We start from the raw sequence: 18,185 nt of genomic DNA on the forward strand, positions 1-18,185 counted from the left end.
TATCACGGTCTAGCTTTGAATAGACTCAACTGAAAACCCTTCTTTTTCCACTGCACTGATTAGGATATCTTCCCCTACCTCACGGTCAAGGAATATTTCCGCACAACTTTTATTAAGATCTACTCTGGCAGAGACTCCATCAATCCGGTTCAGGCTGTCTGTCACGCTTTGTACACAATGCGCACAATGCATTCCTGAGATAATGATAGTTTTTTTCGCAATTACAGCCCCCGTCAGTTTCTTCTTTTTCTTTTTATGTCTGCTGGAGCAGTTCCCTCCTGCCGGGCAACCGACACATTTTACTCCGCTTCTTTTTGCCCTGACCAGATACGCAGCTGCACCTCCAATCAGAACAGCTAGAACAAGAACCGCAATAATATTTTCCATAGATCACACCACATCCTTTCCCTAATGAAAACGGCGGACAAAGCATCTCTCCTCTGTCCACCGTATGTTTATCACTTTTGACTCCTATGATCTTACAGAATGTAAGCTGTATTCCGAAGCAAATTCTTTATCCGACTTGCGGATTCTCCAGAGAATAATCAAAGCAAATACAATAACTGCAATGAGACCTGGAACAAATGCGGTGCCAAGAGATCCTGTTGTGATCAATGTACCAATCTGATATATACCGAAAGCTACGGTATACCCTGTTGCAAGTTGGAGACAGATTCCTCCAAGCAGCCATTTTCCACTCTTCATTTCTGAATTCATCGCTCCAAGAGCTGCAAAACATGGTGGTGTGTAAAGGTTAAACATCAAATAAGCAAGAGCTGCTACCTTTGTCAGTCCCATAACAGTTGCTACTTCATTTCCACTTCCAACCAACGCCAGCTCATCTGTATCTATTAAGTTTGTGATACCATAAACTACGGCAAGCGTACCAACTACGTTTTCTTTTGCGATAAAACCTGTTACTGCCGCTGCTGCAAGCTGCCACACTCCAAATCCAAGCGGTATGAACAAAATTGCAAACGGATGGGCAATGGATGCCAGAATAGATGTTCCTTCCGCACCTTCTTCCACAAGCCGGAACTGCCAGTTAAAACTCTGCATGATCTGTACAATCGTATTACATACCAGAATAATCGTTCCTGCTTTTACGATATATGCTTTTCCACGTTCCAGCATAGAGCCGCATGCTCTTTTCAAACTTGGAAGTTTGTATTCCGGGAGTTCAATGATAAAAAAAGATTTTCTGTATTTTTGTCCTGTAATCTTTTTCACAAGTAAAGCTCCAAGCAAAACTAAGAGAATACCCACCAGATACATGATTGCTGAAACCCACCATGCGTCCGCAAAGAATGCACCTGCAAACAGAGCAATCACTGGGATTTTTGCCCCACATGGCATAAATGGTGTAAGCATCGCTGTGGTACGGCGCTCTCTTTCATTACGAATCGTACGGCAAGACATAACACCCGGAATCGCACATCCGGTACCGATGACCATCGGAATAACGGATTTTCCCGAAAGCCCTACTCTCTTGAAGATCGGATCCAGAACTACTGTAGCTCTCGCCATGTATCCGCAGTCTTCCAGCAGTGCGATCAGGAAATACATGACCATAACAAGCGGAAGGAAACCGACAACTGCGCCAACGCCACCGATGATACCATCTACAAGGAGTGCATACAGAAGCGGGTTTGCATTTTCCATCAGTCCGCCGACCCATCCCTGAAAAGTCTCAATCCATGCCACTAGCCAATCCGCGATCCATGTACCAAGTGTTGTCTGAGATATGTAGAATACAAGAAAGATAACTGCTGCGAAAATCGGTATCCCGATAATCTTATGTGTGATGATACTGTCAATCTTATCCTGCACGTTTTTATCCTTTGTAAAAACTTTTCTCTTTTCTACCTGCTTTACGATTCCATTTACAAACTCAAAACGCTTTCTGTCAGCCGCTTCTACTGCTGTTTTATCTTTAAAATCAATATCCGCCTGCACATAAGGTGCTTTCTGACCTTTTCCTCTTAATGCAGCCGCAGCATTTACAGTCTCTTTGAGTCCTTCATGTCCGGAAGAAGTGGAAATCGTCTTGATCACCGGACAGCCCAGCTTTTCAGACAGAATCTTCTCGTCAATTTTTGTCTGTTTCTTATTAACGATATCACTCTTATTTAGTGCGACAACTACTGGAATCCCAAGTTCCAGAAGCTGTGTGGTAAAAAACAGGCTTCTGCTCAGATTCGTAGCATCTACGATATTGATGATCACATCCGGATTCTCATTCTTGACGTATCCGCTGGTAATGCTTTCTTCCGATGTAAAAGGAGACATAGAATAAGCGCCCGGCAAATCTACCGCAACCAACTCCTCCGTTCCGTCATAATAACCTTTCCTGATCGGACTTTCTTTTCTTTCGACCGTAACACCTGCCCAGTTCCCGACATGTTCATTCCTGCCGGTAAGTGCATTGTACATGGTCGTCTTTCCACTGTTTGGATTCCCTGCAAAAGCAATCCTCATAATTCTCCTCCTTTTGATGCCTTTGTTATACACATCTTATTTTCATTAGTGTATACTAACTGCTGTGTAAAAAAAAATAGTGAAAACCACCATTTTTATTATATTGAAATGGCTTTCGCCAGATCAGTATCAATATTATAACGCCCATCCTTAATGGAGACTACACAGCCACCCTTCAGATGAGAAACCACTGTAATTGGTTCACCACTGTAACAGCCAAGAGAAAACAGAAAAGATGTCAGTTCTTCATCATCTGTCAAAATTTCCTTAATGATATATTCTTCCCCTTCTTTGGCTTTTATTAAATTCATATCCACTCGCTCCTTATGGCAATTTTTACAATTATGCTTAAATATTTTTCTCATTTGATATTGTTAGTATATTCTAATTCCTGTAAGTTGTCAATAATTATTTATAGTATTTTATTACTGCTATTTTATTGCTATTTTATTTTATAAATATATCTGGCTGAATACCACGAATTATGATACAATAACTATACAATTTTTATAAAAGATTCTGAATGATATAAGAGGTGACAATCTATGTATATAAATCCGTCTGGTGAAAACTATCTGGAAACTATTTTAATATTGAGCAAAAAACGTCCTGTTGTTCGTTCTGTGGACATCGCTACAGAATTAGATTTTAAAAAGCCCAGCGTAAGTGTAGCTATGAAGAAGCTGCGCACAAGCGGACATATCACAGTATCTCCGGAAGGATATATCAATTTAACTGAGTCCGGAAAAGAAATAGCTACACAGATTTATGAACGCCATGTTCTTCTTTCTTCCTGGCTGGAACATCTGGGGGTTGATCCAGATATTGCCTCACAGGATGCATGCAAGATAGAACATGTCATCAGTTCTGAAAGCTTTGAAGCAATCAAAAAGCATATCAAATAAATTTTTCCTACTGCAGGCTAATTAGCATTTTAAAACCGGGAATTTTAGACTTTCCCGGTTTTTTCATATAATCTTTTCATTCTCCATATTTAGAATTGCATTATTGATCTCTATCGTGTTTTTCATATGAAATATACCCAACAATGCCTGCAGCAAAGAAGAGTATTGCGGTTAAAAGTTGCATGCTCACCCAAAAATCAAGTCCGTCTTTTCCGAAACTGTCAAAAAATTCGTCATCCATATCAGCGATCCTACAAACCACAATAAATACCACCGTTTTCTTTTGTTTTTCATAACTTTTTCACCACCACACAAATCCCCCCTTTTTTCGTTTTATCTACTTTTACGTCTGTAAAACCAGCATCCTCCAAAAATTTTTTTTATTTGCTCAGAATTGTAAATTTTCATACCCTGTATTCTATTCGTCCACTTTTCATCCCTTGGATTTTCACCATTTGATTCATTGCAGATCATAAAAGTTCCTCCAACTTTCAGAATTTTATACACCTGCTTAAAAGCCTCACAGATATCCGGCCAAAAATATATTGTTTCAAACGCTGTAATTACATCAAAAATCTCATCTCTGAAAGGGAGCTTCATGACATCGCCCTGCAGGATTTCACAACGCTTACTTTCTATCCCTGCTTTATTGATTTTCCTGGTTTTTTCTACACTGATTTCTGAATAATCAATGCCAGTCACTCTGCCATACGGACTTTTTTCTAATAACTTTCTGACATTTGCCCCACCGCCGCATCCAATATCCAAACATACGTCATCGCTTTGAATTTCCATATGTGTAAATCCCCATTCAGCCATAGATGAATGACCGGTGTTCATCATATGAACCATAATTTTGCCGCCGATTCCTTTTGGCTTACAAGTATTTTGAAAAAAGACATAACCTATACCTCTATAAACTCACCAAAACAATATCTGTTCTTTGCCAATAAAAAACAAATTTCGCTACATACAGATACTTCCAAGAATCTCCCGTAACGCATTTTACTACTTGTATGGCATCTCACTGCAGCGTTCCGTCTCCTCCACTGTACACCGGGCCATTTTATGGGAAACCGTATTTGTGAACAGTACGATCAGTTCCGGATCCCCAATTTGTTTATCTAAGGTTGCAGACATCTGTGTAAAATTTTTTCCTTACAATTAATCTCTTACAAATTTGTTTATACTGACAGACCATTCTATCATGTCCACCTATAATAACAACACTCATACCCAACCTCCCATTTTAATATATTCATTAAACACTCCGATAACAGATATCTACAAAATCAGCCATTCTTAATCATCGGTTACCTTATAAATCGTATTATGGGAATGCCGCTGTAAACTGATTAAAAATCTTTTCTCGCAGCATTCCCCCAATATTTATTGACCCAGATTTTCACCCAACGCTTTGCAGGATTGAATCCCCTCATCATCGGGCATTTCATTGCAGATCACGCTTTCGCAAATTAAGACAGCTCCCGCCTCTTTACATCTTGTCTCCCAGTCTCTCATCCACTCTCCGTCTCCCCAGCCATAAGAACCAAATAGTGCAATTCTTTTTCCTGAAAGTTTTGATTCACAGGAAGCAAACATCGGTTCAAATTCGTCTTCTTCCAATACCTCAGCTCCCATTGCCGGGCACCCAAAAGCGATTGCATCATAAGACTCCATTATGGAAACATCGAATTCATCCGGAGCTAATAATACAGCCTCTGCCCCCTTCTCCTTCGCCCCCTCCAGTACTGCCTTTGCCATGGCTTCCGTATTTCCTGTGCCGCTCCAATAAACTACTGCAATTTTACTCATGATTTTTATCTTCCTTTCTGAAGTTTGTGATTATATAGTAATCGTGAGCTGTTCAACAGCCACGCCACTTTTCCATTTCCTGCAATAAATTTCTGTGCATTTTTTATATTTTTTAAACAGGATCCTCGCGGCCTGTTCATCCCCGTATACTTTCCAACACCCGGAACATTTGCTGCAGGCTGCCTTATTCTCAATAAATCCTTTTACATCCTCTGCCGGATATCCTAAGAATAAACCTATTTCATGTGGAAAATCCGGGGCACTCTGCAGTTTTTGGATCAATCTGCAGATGCACTGTGATGGGTTCGTACAATCATATCCCTTGCATTTCAATATGATCTGAGTTGTCTCATCAGAAAAATCTTCTTTTAACTTTTCCGGACGATAGACATAAATCAACGCCCGTTTGTCTGATATGTGAACCGGGATAATACGGATTCCTTTTTGTGTCAATTTTTGATTAAATTCACGTATTTCTTTTATGATCATCTTTTGAGAACTATAAGGGCATGAAAAAAGACTTCCTGTTTTCAGCCCAGCTAATGTAGGCGAACAATAGCATACTAACATTTCCTCTGACATTTTCTTTCACTTCTCCTTAAACATCTTTTCTGAAAATGAATCTACTCTCCTCCGTAAGTTTTTATCATAAGTTAGTTTTCGCTAATTCACGTGTAAAAAATATGTACACCTTGCTTTCATTAAAAACATCCGATGTACGTTTTTACAGTTTTATAAACCTATCCCATTATCTAAACATAGGCCTCTTTGAATTAGTTTTAACTAACTTTAGTTTACTTTATTTTTTTACTGTTGTCAATCCATAAATAGATGTGATTAATAATTTTGTTTTAGCATAGTTCCATTATAACATGGAACGGAGAGGAGACGGTTGTCATTAGCCATCTTTTTTCTCTTTTTATGGAAAAGTTTTAGGGGCAGATTTGACTCGCATGAGTCAAATCTGCCCCTGTTTGGAACTATCTATTTCCCGATAGCCCCTCAATAACTAATGGCATATCTTATATCAATTTTCTGTTTACACAAAGCTTGAAATGGTCTCAGAGTTTCTACTCTGCCATTTTGCTTTTTATCTCCTCAAATTCCTTATACAATAATCATAAATTCTGAGATAGGTTTGATAAGAATAATGCACACCGTCATATATTCCTTTATTCTGAAAGTTACTGATCCATCCATACTTCTGAAGTGCCGTACAAGCATCAATATACGTAAAATAGTTATTGCTTCCACTACACAATGACATACGTATACTTTTATTAAATGCAGCTACTTGAGCTTCTGTTCTATATGTACCTCCATATGCTTTGATCATGGCACTGTTTACAGGATTTACTGACATATAGTACATATCGCATCTAAACTCGCCTCTTAACTGTTGAGATACACGTCTCATATAATCTATGTATGAAGACGAATTCCAAAGATCGTTTACTCCAAGATTAATTATTACCGCCTGTCTGGCTCTTCCTCCGGAATTTTCAAATATTTTACGCACTTTCCTATAAAGGTTTTTATATCCTCCTGTATCATCTCGTCTTTCAAACCACTCCAGACCTTCACCGCTATCAGCTACAAAATCCACATTAGATGGTTTTCTTGATCCCAGTCCCCATTGAAGTCCAATAGTTCTGGAATCTCCAACAAAGTAAACCATATCATATCCTTCCGGAGTTCGTATATAAGAAGGTGCTTTGTCATCCTCAGGTCCAAATTTTACCATATAATAATTACCTGTTTTTGTAGGGATTCTGTCTCCGGCATAATACTCTGGTCTGGAATTTTTTCCCATTGTCTTAGACCACCCAAGGCACATATTGATGCTTCCTAAATTTACTGATGGAAATACTGGCGTACTTCCTGTATTGGTAGGTACTGATTTCCAGAATTTGCCATCATATTTATACAAGTTTACACTAGTGATTGTCTGAGTTTTTGAGTAAAACTTCATGTCCCCATTTATTTTAATTTTTGTTCCCGGTTTTTGATACGTTTTAGCATTCGCTGTAGTCGACCATCCCAGTCCCATTGTTGTTGACGAATGGGGCACTGACGGCAGTGTTATATTTTCACCTTTAATCGCCTGTTTTCTTAAATCTTTATGTTCTTTTTTCCCATCTTCACTGTAAAATTTTACATCATACAGTTCATATCTATGCAGACAGAATTTTGTATTCTTTGTCACCTTATATTTTGCCCCGGGACTATATCTTTTTACCGTATTACCCGACTTCTCTTCCCAATAACATCTGTATCCGGACCATGAATACTCCGGAAGATTAATCCACTGTCCTGGTTTTACTGTCCTCTCCCAACTTTTATACGTTGGCGTTGACACTACCCCCCGGGCATTAGCAAATACTACTTTACACTTTGCCGATGCAGCAGAAACCTGCTTATTTCCGCCAAACAACAAAAAAAATAACATAAGCAAAAAAAATATACCTTTCCACTTACAAAGCTTCCGATTCATATATTACTCCTTATTTCATACTGTCTGTTTCTGTTACTCTGGTTATGATTATATCAGGTTCTATATGAAATTCAATATAATTTTCATCTTTCTTTCATATTTTCGTTATATTTTGATTTTTTATATTCTATTATCCTTTTTCTATCATATATTAATATCAAATATTTGTACTGGAGTTTTATAAATATGTTTTTTAAAAAGCAGAATGCTCTTACCAGATTTATTCTCAAATATCAAATTGCTGTAATTCTGACAGGCTCTTTTATCCTGGGTGCAGGAACAGGAAAAATTGTCACACGGATTGAAAAGCTCCCCAAGCATGTACCGTCAATAGCATCATCCTCTATAAATTCCAGTTCCTCTGCCATCTCCTCAGAATCCACAAACTGGGGTCTTGGTTTTGACGAAGAAGGGAAGCGTCCTACCGGTAACGCATCAATCGAACAATTAAAAAAATATAATGCTTACTATGCTCAAAATACAGACTCAAAAATTCTGTATCTTACTTTCGATGCCGGATATGAAAACGGAAATACCCCAGCTATTTTAGATGCATTAAAAAAACACAACTGTCCTGCCACATTCTTTGTAGTCGGAAATTTTATAGCCGATAATCCCAAACTTATTCAACGCATGATTTCAGAAGGACATACGGTCGGAAATCACACAATGACTCATCCGGATATGTCCAAAATTTCTTCTGTACAAGCTTTTCAAAATGAGCTTTCCTCGGTCGAACAACTGTACAAGAACATAACCGATCAAGATATGCCTAAACTTTATCGTCCTCCTCGCGGAATTTACAGTACGGAAAATCTAACTATGGCCAAAAACCTCGGATACTCAACTTTTTTCTGGAGCCTTGCTTATGTAGACTGGATTCAGGATCAGCAACCTTCAAAAGAAGAAGCCTTTGACAAATTGCTTTCCCGCATACATCCTGGTGCCATCGTTCTTCTTCATAATACATCTTCAACAAATGCAGAAATTCTTGACGAACTTCTTAGCAAATGGGAAGAAATGGGATACCGATTTGGTTCTTTAAACGAATTGACCGGGATATAATCCCGGTCAATTCGTTCACTTTCATATATCCTTTTTAGAGTGAAGTTCCTCTTTAATCTGACTGCTGGAAATTTCAGGTGTCCGTGGCACATAAATCACTTCGCACCCTTCCTCCTTTAAAAAATCAAATTTGCCTGACCAGTCATCTCCCATAACAAAGGTATCCACATGATACTCTTTTACATCATTACGTTTCTGCTCCCAATTTTCCTCCGGAATCACCAAATCCACATATCGTATTGCTTCCAACAGCTGTTTGCGTTTTTCATAGGAAAAATAACATTGTTTGCGTTTTTCCCTCCAGTTAAATTCATCTGTCGATAATGCCACTATCAGGTAATCTCCCATTTGTCTTGCACGACGCAACAGATTAATATGCCCATAATGAAGCAAATCGAAAGTTCCATAAGTGATTACACGTTTCATTTTATTTACCTCTCTCAGCCAAAGAGCATTATACTCCAAGCTCCTTTTCGCACATGTCCAAAGCAGATGCAATTACAGCATCCATATCATAATATCTGTACTCTCCAAGTCGTCCGCCAAATACAACTTTATCTTCTTTATCAGCCATTTTTTTATACTCAGAATAAAGCGCACCGTTTTTCTCGTCGTTTACAGGATAATATGGCTCGTCACCTGGTTTCCATTCAGAACTATATTCACGACTGATAACTGTTTTCGGAAGATCGTTTCCCTGTTCATCTTTGCCAAACTCAAACCATTTATGCTCAATGATCCTGGTCCATGGCGTTTCTACGTCCGTATAATTCACTGCTGCATTTCCCTGATAATTCGGCTTATCCAAAACTTCTGTATCAAACCGTACGGAACGGTATTCCAGATGACCAATAGCAAAATTAAAATATGCATCGATTGCACCTGTATAAATTACTCTGTCTGCTATTGAATCATATTCATCCTTCTGCTGAAGATAATCCTCCCCAAGTCGAACTTCTATTCCTTTTAACATATTATCAACCATTTTGGTATATCCACCAATCGGAATGCCCTGATAAAGCGCATTAAAATAATTATTATCATATGTCAGGCGAACCGGAAGACGCTTGATAATAAAAGCCGGAAGTTCCCGACAACTGCGTCCCCACTGTTTTTCTGTATATCCTTTAATAAGCTTTTCAAAAATATCCTTGCCTACAAGAGAAATTGCCTGCTCTTCAAGATTTTCAGGATTTGTAATACCTGCCGCTTTTTTCTGTTCCTCAATTTTAGCTGCTGCCTCTTCTGGAGTTACCACACCCCACATCTTGTTAAAGGTATACATATTAAATGGGAGCGAATATAGTTCTCCATGAAAATTAGCAACAGGGCTGTTCGTAAAACGATTGAATTCAGCAAATTGATTGACATACTCCCACACCTTTTTATTGTTTGTATGGAAAATATGTGCTCCGTATTTATGAACATGAATTCCTTCTATTTTTTCTGTATAAACATTTCCCGCAATATTTTCTCTCTTATCAATCACAAGAACTGATTTACCGGCTTTTTGGGCTTCATGTGCAAAAACAGCTCCGTACAATCCGGCTCCAACTACTAAATAATCATATTTATTCTGCATGATCTGCCACTTGTCCTTTCTACAGACAGTAAAAATATCTGAATTATTTTTTACCCATTCTTCTGATAAATTTTTTAATCTTAATAGGAATGTACATTACCATACGTCCCACTTTCATTGTAGTGGAATTTTCCAGTTCTGCAACACGTCTTTCCAGATTTGATGTTCCGCTGATACATTCCAAATGGTAAAAAGCTTCCGGATTTGCCATCAGCATATCAAGACGTTTTCGGTTCATGTCACTAAACAGGCTTTTATCCAATTCATAATCTGATTCTGCCTGCCTCATTTCCTGACTAATATCAAGAATATACTGATGTTTAAATTTAACGTTTATTCTGTTTAATGTAAACATATAGTTATTAAATTTTTTCCATGTATAGTAATACTTAAATCTATTCCACAATTCAGTATTTCCTGACAGCATTTCTTTAATGTATTTATACTCCTCATTCATACAGTAAACTTTCTCTGGACTATTTACTGAAGAATTTGGATTATCTCTTCTGTTCATATAATATGGTATATCTAAGATCATAGCACGTTTTGCATAACAGAACGTCTGAATCCAAAAACCATTATCCTGAAAAGACGCACCCGGGGTTTCATGGTGACGTATATGGTTTTCTCTTAAAAACTCATTTTTATATATTCCACTCCAGGTATTCATAACATATGTCAATGCTTCAGGCTCCATACTGGGATTAAAAACAACATTATATTTTTCTTTCATTCCGGTTAAATGATTGTAGGTCAGCTGCATATTTCCATTTGCAGCAGTAACAAAGCGATAAAAATCAGCCTTTACAAAGTCAAGTTCATATTCTTTGGCTTTTAAATAAAGATCTTCAAACATATTTAACGGTACATAATCGTCAGGCTCTACTATACCGACATATTCACCGGTAGCTTTGTCCAGACCAATATTCATCCCAATACCATATCCCTCATTTTTTTTATCAACAACAATAATCCGGGCATCTGCGGCTGCATATGTTTTAAGAATTTCCATTGATCTGTCTGTTGATCCATCATTAATACATATAATTTCAATATCTTCCAAAGTCTGTCTGACCACACTCTCCAGACATTCTTCCAGATAGTCTTCAACGTTATAAATAGGAACCACGATCGACACTTTGGGAATATCAGATTTCACCTGAAGATACTTGTTTTGTAAAAATTGTCTCTTTTCCATTCTGGATCCGTTTTTAATCATAAACTCGTCAAAATCACTCATACTAATCTCCCGAAAAATTTTATAGTTATTCTTATTGTAATTATAAAAATATTCCTCGTTTTTCCCTTCAATTCCCAGCTTTTTAAATCCGTCTTTTTTCAGTTCATCAAAAACAGCTTTTTTTGCCTGCACATCTCCTATTGAATTCATATTATAAATACAACCTGCTAAAGCTTTATTCACATAACTGCGTTCAACAGCAGAATAAAAATTATTTTTTTCAAGAAAATCTTTTACCGCATAAAATGCCGTCAAAAAATCCAATGGGAATTTATAGTTTGTTGCCTGACAATTATTTGACATTCCAATCCGATAATAAACCAATTTCTTTTCTAAAAGAGTAATCCTGTCCGCAAGCATCATGCAGGATGCCACAAAAAGGAAATCATTTGTTCTGAAAATCTCCTGAAATTTAATATGATATTTCTTTACAAGCTCATGACTAATCAGCTTATTCCATGCCCAGTTTTGAAATGAATCTAATATATGATCCGGCATATCCTTATAACAAAATACATCTTTTCTGGGTGCATTCTCTTTCTTGAATGACCCTTTGTCATATACTGTTTCTTTTGTTTTTTCATTATAGCGCAAAACCTGATAAACACATATCTGTGCTTTTTTTTCAACGCACCTTCGATAAGCTTCTTCCAACATTCCGGAAGCAAAAAAATCATCGGAATCTAAAAATGATAAATATTCGCCCTTTGCAATAGCAAGTCCTTTATTTCTTGCAGCGCCTGCGCCTTTATTCTCCTGAGTCAGTACAATAACTCTTTTATCCTTTTTTTCATATTCTCGCAAAATCTCCAGAGAACGGTCTGTTGACCCATCGTCAACACAAATCACTTCTATTTCCTGTAATGTCTGATTTAATATAGAATCCAAACATTCTTTCAAATATTTTTCAACATTATATACAGGTAATATCACAGATACTTTTACAGTCATTTTTCTTTCCTCTCATAAAATTGTTCCAATTTCAGCTATGTACATTTTAACATAGAACATTCCTGTTGCCAACACTTTCATCGAAACACATAATACTATGCTTTTTTAATTTCCTTTCTTTCTCAATATTCTTCTAGCCATAATCCATATATTCCTGGCTGTAATATATATAATATTATTTTTAGTATCCTGTTCTGCTTTCCTTGCCCTCTCCATCCAATATTGATTTTCTTTTTTCAATTCTTTTATCCTGTAAAATAAATATTCTTTTTCACCGGATGCTTTTAACTGAAGATATTGCTCATAGTACTTCTCATTCCAGGAATTAATCTCTTCTTTTTTTAACTCTTCCATACCTAATTCTTTAAAAATCTCTTTTTTTATTTTTTCATATACCATAGAAAATACCTGAGCATTTCCCATTGATTCCAAATTATAAAAACTGACATCAAGAACATAATTTTTATAACTGTACTCAACATCTTCATAAATTCCCAGTTCCATTAATTTTGTCCTTACCGCTTTCAATGCTTCATACCAGTCCCACGGACTGTTGGCATTATTAGCCTGCAAGCTTCCTGATGATTTTCGATAATTAACCAGTTTTTCTTCAAGAATCGTAACTCGTTTTGCCATTGCCAGTGATATGCATACAAAATAAAGATCATTAGAACGATGTGTTTCCATAAATTGTAAATTATTTTCTTTTATAAAATTTTTCCGATATAATTTAGTCCACGGACAGCCTGTACTGATATTGAAAATATAAGGAAAGCTTTTGCCTTCAAACGGAATCTTCTGAGGAACATACTCCTTTTTTAACATGTGCCCTGCATCTATAAAATTGCCAGATTTCTCATAATACAAGCGTGCATCAAAAAGGCATATATCGCTTTTATCTTCCCTGATTCTTTTTAATGTATCTCCAACTAATTCAGGTTCAAAAAAATCATCTCCATCAAGAAAAAGGCAGTATTCTCCCTCTGCCTTTTCTATTCCCAGGTTTCTCATAATACCGGCTTTACCACAATGCGGTAATTCATATAATCGAATTCTTTTATTCAACCGCATATATTTTTTAATTATAAAAACCGTCTGATCATCAGAACCATCATCTACACAGATTATCTCAAAATTTTTATATTTCTGAGCGAATAAACTTTTCAAACACTGTTCAATATATTTCTCCACGTTATATGTAGGAATAATAATTGAAACATCCGGTATTTCTTTTTCATGCTGCACTATCTATTTTCCTCCCAGTAAAATTTCTGAATATTACATTTTATATGGCTTCATTAAAATCTTTTTCGTAACACGCCCAATTCCCTGCTTTACTGCAGAAATAATTTCTCCAATCAGCATGGATGCAACTGCTCCAACAATCAAATATACAATCCACCAGCCGTTCGTGGTTTTATATGGTGGATAATTTTCAAAAAGTTGTACGAAAGGAATCCCAAACAACTTAAATTGTACTGCCTCAATAATCCAAAAAACAACAAATTGCCAGATTACAATTGAAATACTGTTTTCCCCCATTACAATCAATGCTTTTTTTATCCATATGGTTCTTTTTTGCAAAATTTCCGAAACATAAATAACCACATATGATGCAAGCAATGCCCCTATCGCAAATAAAAACGGATAAGTATATGTATTCTTCGCCATATTGATGGCATTATAATGGCCAATTATGGCAAACAATATAATTGAAAAACAAACCAAAATACCTGAATGATATACATATATTACTTCTTTGTACTCTTTAGCTGCCCGTCCGATTGCAAAATAAAAAGAAAGAATCAATGTCCTGCTCAATAAATATGGAAAATTAATTGAAAAACCAGTTGCTGCAACACATCCAAATAAAATCACAAGAAATATACTTTTCCCTTTTACCGATGGCATATAATAATCCATTAATTTATACACTACTGATACAACAAATAAAGCTCCCAAGAACCAGGTCGCTCCCATAAATTTGCCGTCCTTGTCTAATGTAAGAATAATTTTAAGTATTTTTTTAACTAAATGGATATCTGAAAACTCCTGTATATGAAGAGCTGTTGTAATCAGAAGAGAGCAAAGATTCCAAAATACAAAAGGAATATATAAAGATCTGACCTTTTTGCCAAGAAACTGAGCCGGAGTATTTCTGCTGTTAAAAAGGAAACCTGAAATCAAAAAAAATAACGGCATATGAAATTGATACATATACGGCGTAAAAGGACCTTTTGCATGAGACCACACTACAAATAATATCCCTAACCCTTTTGCAATATCAATTGTTTCAATCCTTCCGCCTTTTTTCATACAATTTTCTGCTTGTGGTATATAATTCATATCAATCCTCTGTATTACATTTTTTCGTAAGTATAACATGATACAATCATAATATCAAGTTTAACTACAAACCAATGTAACATTTTTGTTACAAACAGTTTTTATTTCTCACAATAATAAAACAATCTTATTATCTGTTAATTAATTTTCATTCACATTCACGTAATTATCATGAATCTTTTGCAGCATCATGCTATGATATACAAAAGACTACAAACATTTATTTTATGAGGGAATTTATGAAAATAAAAAAATATCTCCGGCGCTTTGTCCCGGTCAGCAGAACCTATGTTGACGCAAAAATTAAAGACCTTGAAAGTACTTATACAAATCAAATTGAAAAGCAATCTGCTCTATTCAACCAATTAACCAACTATCAGAGTGCATCTTTTGACGAAATCATACAGCAACTCTCCTCTCTGGAAACACATATAACAAAGCAACAACAAAATAATATTCAAAATCTCCTGCACCATATCACAACCGAACATAATCGTATTGCATCAACCATAAATGATCATCTTGACTGGGAACTTAAGCGCCGGGATAGATGGAAGACAATGTCGGCTGAAAATAAACGTTCTGCTGGCGGGCGTCCAATCTGGGTAATCAAATGTCCTGCTCCAGAAGGTAAAGATAAAGTACTGTGGGGTGATTATCCCTATGCATTAGCTCTGAAAAAGTACCTGGAGCGTCTGAATTGTTTTGTTATTATTGATACACGAGAAGACTGGGGATGTGAAGAAGGCGCTGATGTTGTTCTTGTTTTAAGAGGAACCTATTTCTACCGCCCTGACCGCCGTAACAAAACAGCGCTCTATATCATGTGGAACATCAGTCATCCAGATAAGATTACAATTGATGAATACAATCTTTATGATGTCGTATGTATTGCTTCTGATTACTATGCTGAGATAATCAGAAATCAGGTAAAAGTACCTGTTTTTCCCCTTTTACAATGTACTGATACAGAGCTGTTTTTTCCAGCAGATAAACATCAGGAAAAAAAATGGGACTATATTTTTATCGGGAATTCCAGAGGTGTAGCCCGTAATTGTGTTATGTGGGCCATTGATGAAAATATTCCGCTTCGTATGTGGGGAAGTGGCTGGAATACTATACTCAAAGATCATATGGATCTTTTTGAATCGCCTTCTGTAGAAAATTATGAACTTCCCAATATCTACCGTTCAGCCAAAGTAACATTAAATGATCATTGGGACGATATGCTGCAAAAGCAATTTATTAATAATCGGATTTTTGATGCGCTGGCCTGTGGACTTCCAGTTATTTCCGATGAATGCGATGAATTAAAAAAAATATTCCCAACCGCTATCCTGTATTATCATACCAGACAAGATTTCAAAAACTGCATTCATAACATAGAAAATAACTATTCCCAGATATCTCAAACAGTCCTTGAACAACAAGCTCTGATACATGAAAAATTTTCTTTCGAAGCAAGAGCCTACCAATTGGTAGAAATTGCATCTAAATTTACAAACAGCAGGAAAAATTAATTTTTTCCCGCTGTTTGCATCGGTCTTTCCACCAGATAATAAATACCAGCGCCAAAAAGAATGGTCAGGACAACAGACAGTCCCAGTGCAGCTGCCGGACATCGCTTTAAAAATCCTGCATTTTTCCACAGTGTATGGCTGAGAATATAAAAAGCAGCTTCCTGCATTACATATATGGAATAGGAATATTTTCCCAATCTGCAGAAACCTGTCCTGCTGATGATTCTGGATAAAAGCCCCTTTTCTGTGAGCATACAGAGGAAAAATATACAGAAGAAGACCACTACAGAAAACTGATTTTTCCCTGCATTTTTTCCTGCAAAAAAATCTGTCAGAAGAAACAAAAAGCTTCCCAGCTCTATGAAAGAGATCATTATGGTCCTCTTTTTTTCGTGCAAAAGATCTCCTTCTGGTTTTTCCCATTTTTCTTTTACGGAATCATAAAAAGCTCCCAGAAGATAGCCTGTTCCTATGCCGGCAACCGCCCTTGCCATAGCAAGGCTGAATACTCCGTAAACAACTTTTCTGCCAAAGCCGCCGTCTGTAGTCATAATATTCAACGTATAGCCAAAATACGCGATTACGCATATCAAAAGCTTCATTCCCGCTGAGTTTTTCATTGCTTTATGTAAAAGAAAATAAAAAACCTCTGCAAAAAAGAAGGCGGAAACATACCAGTTCAGACCGGTCCACCCTGTTGTAAGCCCTGTAGACTGCAAAAAGAAGAGATTTAAAATCCCCTCGCTTGCCGGAACTTCAAGAAATACAACTGAAAAAACCGTAGAAACTGCCAGTACCGGCCACAGACGGACAATTTTTTTCCATAAAAAATCAGTTGTTTTCTGTTCAGGCCGGGACAGTAAAGAGCGGTACAGAAAATATCCTGATATAATAAAAAAACATTCCACAATATATTTTGCGTACTTTGACTGTTCTGCAAGATTCTGATAAATCACCGATTCTCCCGTATAAGGCATCATAAAAGAATGAAGAAGATGAAAATATATAATTGCTGCTGCAAAAAAGAATCTGATAAACTCTATATTATTTAATTTTCCTTTTACCTTCTGTGTTCCCACTATTTCAGCATCCCCCGGACTTCGTCAAATATTTTTATTTCTGCCGGATTATCTGAATGGACTCCAATATGCTTTTCCATCCAGACCATATTGTACCAGCGTCCGAATTTACAGGCGCATTTATGAAACTCCGCCACTTTACGATAACCCATATGCTCATGAAATCTTACGCTGTCTCCGGTAAGATATTCGTCCTCTTTTTCCGGCCAGGCAATACAGGCATTGACACTGAGGATATTCTGCTCTTTCAAGATCTTTTCCAGCGTATCATAAAGCAGCTTTCCAATACCCAGATGTTTTTTATCCCTTTTTACATAAATAGAAGTTTCCACAGACCAGGCATAAGCAGCTCTTGGATGAAGCGGGCCCGCATAGGCATACCCGATCACCTCCCCATCCTTTTCTGCTTTTAAATACGGGTATTTTTCCAGCGTATGAATGATCCGCTGTCTGAATTCCTCCGGAGAAGGAACAGTATATTCAAAGGATACTGCTGTATCCCTCACATAAGGAGCATAGATTTCCAGTAATTCTTCGGCATCCTGTGGACCTGCTACGCTGATTTTTATCTCACTCATGATTTTTCCTCTCTTGCTTTTTTCAGATATTATAAGGTGTTCTTCCGAAGAAAGTCAATCCTCTGCACAGTGGAAATGTTTCCTTCTACTGTTTCCTGCTTCTGTCAAAACAATTGATTTTGCATATTTGAT

At 36.9% G+C, this 18,185-nt stretch carries 18 protein-coding genes and 1 pseudogene; 3 read left to right on the forward strand and 16 right to left on the reverse strand.

The features are described 5' to 3' along the window. Positions 1-9: 9 nt before the first annotated feature. The 3 genes from NSA57_RS01860 to NSA57_RS01870 all read right to left on the reverse strand — a co-directional run bounded on the left by NSA57_RS01860 (position 10) and on the right by NSA57_RS01870 (position 2,789). Complete coding sequence (locus tag NSA57_RS01860) at positions 10-387, reverse strand: heavy-metal-associated domain-containing protein (RefSeq protein ID WP_147598226.1); 378 nt, start codon at positions 385-387, stop codon at positions 10-12. Between the two features lie 84 nt (positions 388-471). Further along, complete coding sequence (feoB, locus tag NSA57_RS01865) at positions 472-2,478, reverse strand: ferrous iron transport protein B (protein ID WP_257463826.1); 2,007 nt, start codon at positions 2,476-2,478, stop codon at positions 472-474. A 98-nt stretch (positions 2,479-2,576) separates the two neighbouring features. Continuing rightward, complete coding sequence (locus NSA57_RS01870) at positions 2,577-2,789, reverse strand: FeoA family protein (RefSeq protein WP_138270476.1); 213 nt, start codon at positions 2,787-2,789, stop codon at positions 2,577-2,579. Between the two features lie 234 nt (positions 2,790-3,023). Here NSA57_RS01870 and NSA57_RS01875 point away from each other — a divergent pair, with 234 nt between their 5' ends. Continuing rightward, positions 3,024-3,383 carry a metal-dependent transcriptional regulator gene (locus NSA57_RS01875; RefSeq protein WP_022067048.1) on the forward strand — a complete coding sequence of 120 codons (360 nt, stop codon included), beginning with the start codon at positions 3,024-3,026 and terminating at the stop codon, positions 3,381-3,383. Between the two features lie 100 nt (positions 3,384-3,483). Here the strand turns inward: NSA57_RS01875 and NSA57_RS01880 are convergent, their stop codons facing one another. The 6 genes and pseudogenes from NSA57_RS01880 to NSA57_RS01905 form a co-directional block, all read right to left on the reverse strand. Next, entirely contained in the window at positions 3,484-3,624 is a 141-nt protein-coding gene (locus NSA57_RS01880; protein ID WP_243271005.1) for a hypothetical protein, read from the reverse strand. Between the two features lie 92 nt (positions 3,625-3,716). Beyond that, positions 3,717-4,235 (reverse strand): class I SAM-dependent methyltransferase, encoded by a 519-nt coding sequence (locus NSA57_RS01885; RefSeq protein ID WP_330671276.1) that lies wholly within the window; start codon positions 4,233-4,235, stop codon positions 3,717-3,719. Between the two features lie 114 nt (positions 4,236-4,349). Beyond that, positions 4,350-4,617: pseudogene (locus NSA57_RS19765) on the reverse strand (DUF2325 domain-containing protein). 155 nt (positions 4,618-4,772) lie between these two features. After that, positions 4,773-5,198 (reverse strand): flavodoxin, encoded by a 426-nt coding sequence (locus tag NSA57_RS01895; RefSeq protein WP_138270474.1) that lies wholly within the window; start codon positions 5,196-5,198, stop codon positions 4,773-4,775. A 30-nt stretch (positions 5,199-5,228) separates the two neighbouring features. Then, on the reverse strand, positions 5,229-5,780 hold the full coding sequence (locus tag NSA57_RS01900; protein WP_147598221.1) for a DUF3793 family protein: 552 nt from the start codon (positions 5,778-5,780) through the stop codon (positions 5,229-5,231). Between the two features lie 508 nt (positions 5,781-6,288). Continuing rightward, entirely contained in the window at positions 6,289-7,692 is a 1,404-nt protein-coding gene (locus NSA57_RS01905) for an SGNH/GDSL hydrolase family protein (RefSeq protein WP_257463827.1), read from the reverse strand. 186 nt (positions 7,693-7,878) lie between these two features. Between NSA57_RS01905 and NSA57_RS01910 the strand changes: the two genes are divergently transcribed. Continuing rightward, positions 7,879-8,757: a delta-lactam-biosynthetic de-N-acetylase gene (locus NSA57_RS01910; RefSeq protein WP_147598219.1), complete on the forward strand. Its 879-nt coding sequence runs from the start codon at positions 7,879-7,881 to the stop codon at positions 8,755-8,757. 21 nt (positions 8,758-8,778) lie between these two features. On the opposite strand, the gene tagD is transcribed toward NSA57_RS01910, so the two are convergent. The 5 genes from tagD to NSA57_RS01935 form a co-directional block, all read right to left on the reverse strand. Next, positions 8,779-9,183 carry a glycerol-3-phosphate cytidylyltransferase gene (gene tagD / locus NSA57_RS01915; RefSeq protein ID WP_257463828.1) on the reverse strand — a complete coding sequence of 135 codons (405 nt, stop codon included), beginning with the start codon at positions 9,181-9,183 and terminating at the stop codon, positions 8,779-8,781. Positions 9,184-9,211: 28 nt separating this feature from the next. Then, on the reverse strand, positions 9,212-10,339 hold the full coding sequence (glf, locus tag NSA57_RS01920) for a UDP-galactopyranose mutase (protein WP_257463829.1): 1,128 nt from the start codon (positions 10,337-10,339) through the stop codon (positions 9,212-9,214). A gap of 43 nt (positions 10,340-10,382) precedes the next feature. After that, positions 10,383-12,530, reverse strand: coding sequence for a glycosyltransferase (locus tag NSA57_RS01925; RefSeq protein WP_257463830.1), 2,148 nt, complete (start codon positions 12,528-12,530; stop codon positions 10,383-10,385). Between the two features lie 105 nt (positions 12,531-12,635). Next, entirely contained in the window at positions 12,636-13,775 is a 1,140-nt protein-coding gene (locus tag NSA57_RS01930; RefSeq protein WP_022066949.1) for a glycosyltransferase family 2 protein, read from the reverse strand. Between the two features lie 33 nt (positions 13,776-13,808). Further along, positions 13,809-14,876, reverse strand: a complete 1,068-nt coding sequence (locus NSA57_RS01935; RefSeq protein WP_173752300.1) for an acyltransferase family protein — start codon at positions 14,874-14,876, stop codon at positions 13,809-13,811. Positions 14,877-15,115: 239 nt separating this feature from the next. Here NSA57_RS01935 and NSA57_RS01940 point away from each other — a divergent pair, with 239 nt between their 5' ends. Further along, positions 15,116-16,396 (forward strand): glycosyltransferase family protein, encoded by a 1,281-nt coding sequence (locus NSA57_RS01940; RefSeq protein ID WP_257463831.1) that lies wholly within the window; start codon positions 15,116-15,118, stop codon positions 16,394-16,396. Here the strand turns inward: NSA57_RS01940 and NSA57_RS01945 are convergent. After that, on the reverse strand, positions 16,393-17,475 hold the full coding sequence (locus NSA57_RS01945) for an acyltransferase family protein (protein ID WP_257463832.1): 1,083 nt from the start codon (positions 17,473-17,475) through the stop codon (positions 16,393-16,395). The genes NSA57_RS01940 and NSA57_RS01945 overlap by 4 nt on opposite strands. Next, positions 17,475-18,053 (reverse strand): GNAT family N-acetyltransferase, encoded by a 579-nt coding sequence (locus NSA57_RS01950; protein WP_022066945.1) that lies wholly within the window; start codon positions 18,051-18,053, stop codon positions 17,475-17,477. The genes NSA57_RS01945 and NSA57_RS01950 overlap by 1 nt, the downstream gene beginning before the upstream one ends. Positions 18,054-18,185 lie beyond the last annotated feature (132 nt).

Source organism: Blautia caecimuris, from assembly GCF_024622975.1.
Taxonomy (GTDB): Bacteria; Bacillota; Clostridia; order Lachnospirales; family Lachnospiraceae; genus Blautia_A; species Blautia_A caecimuris.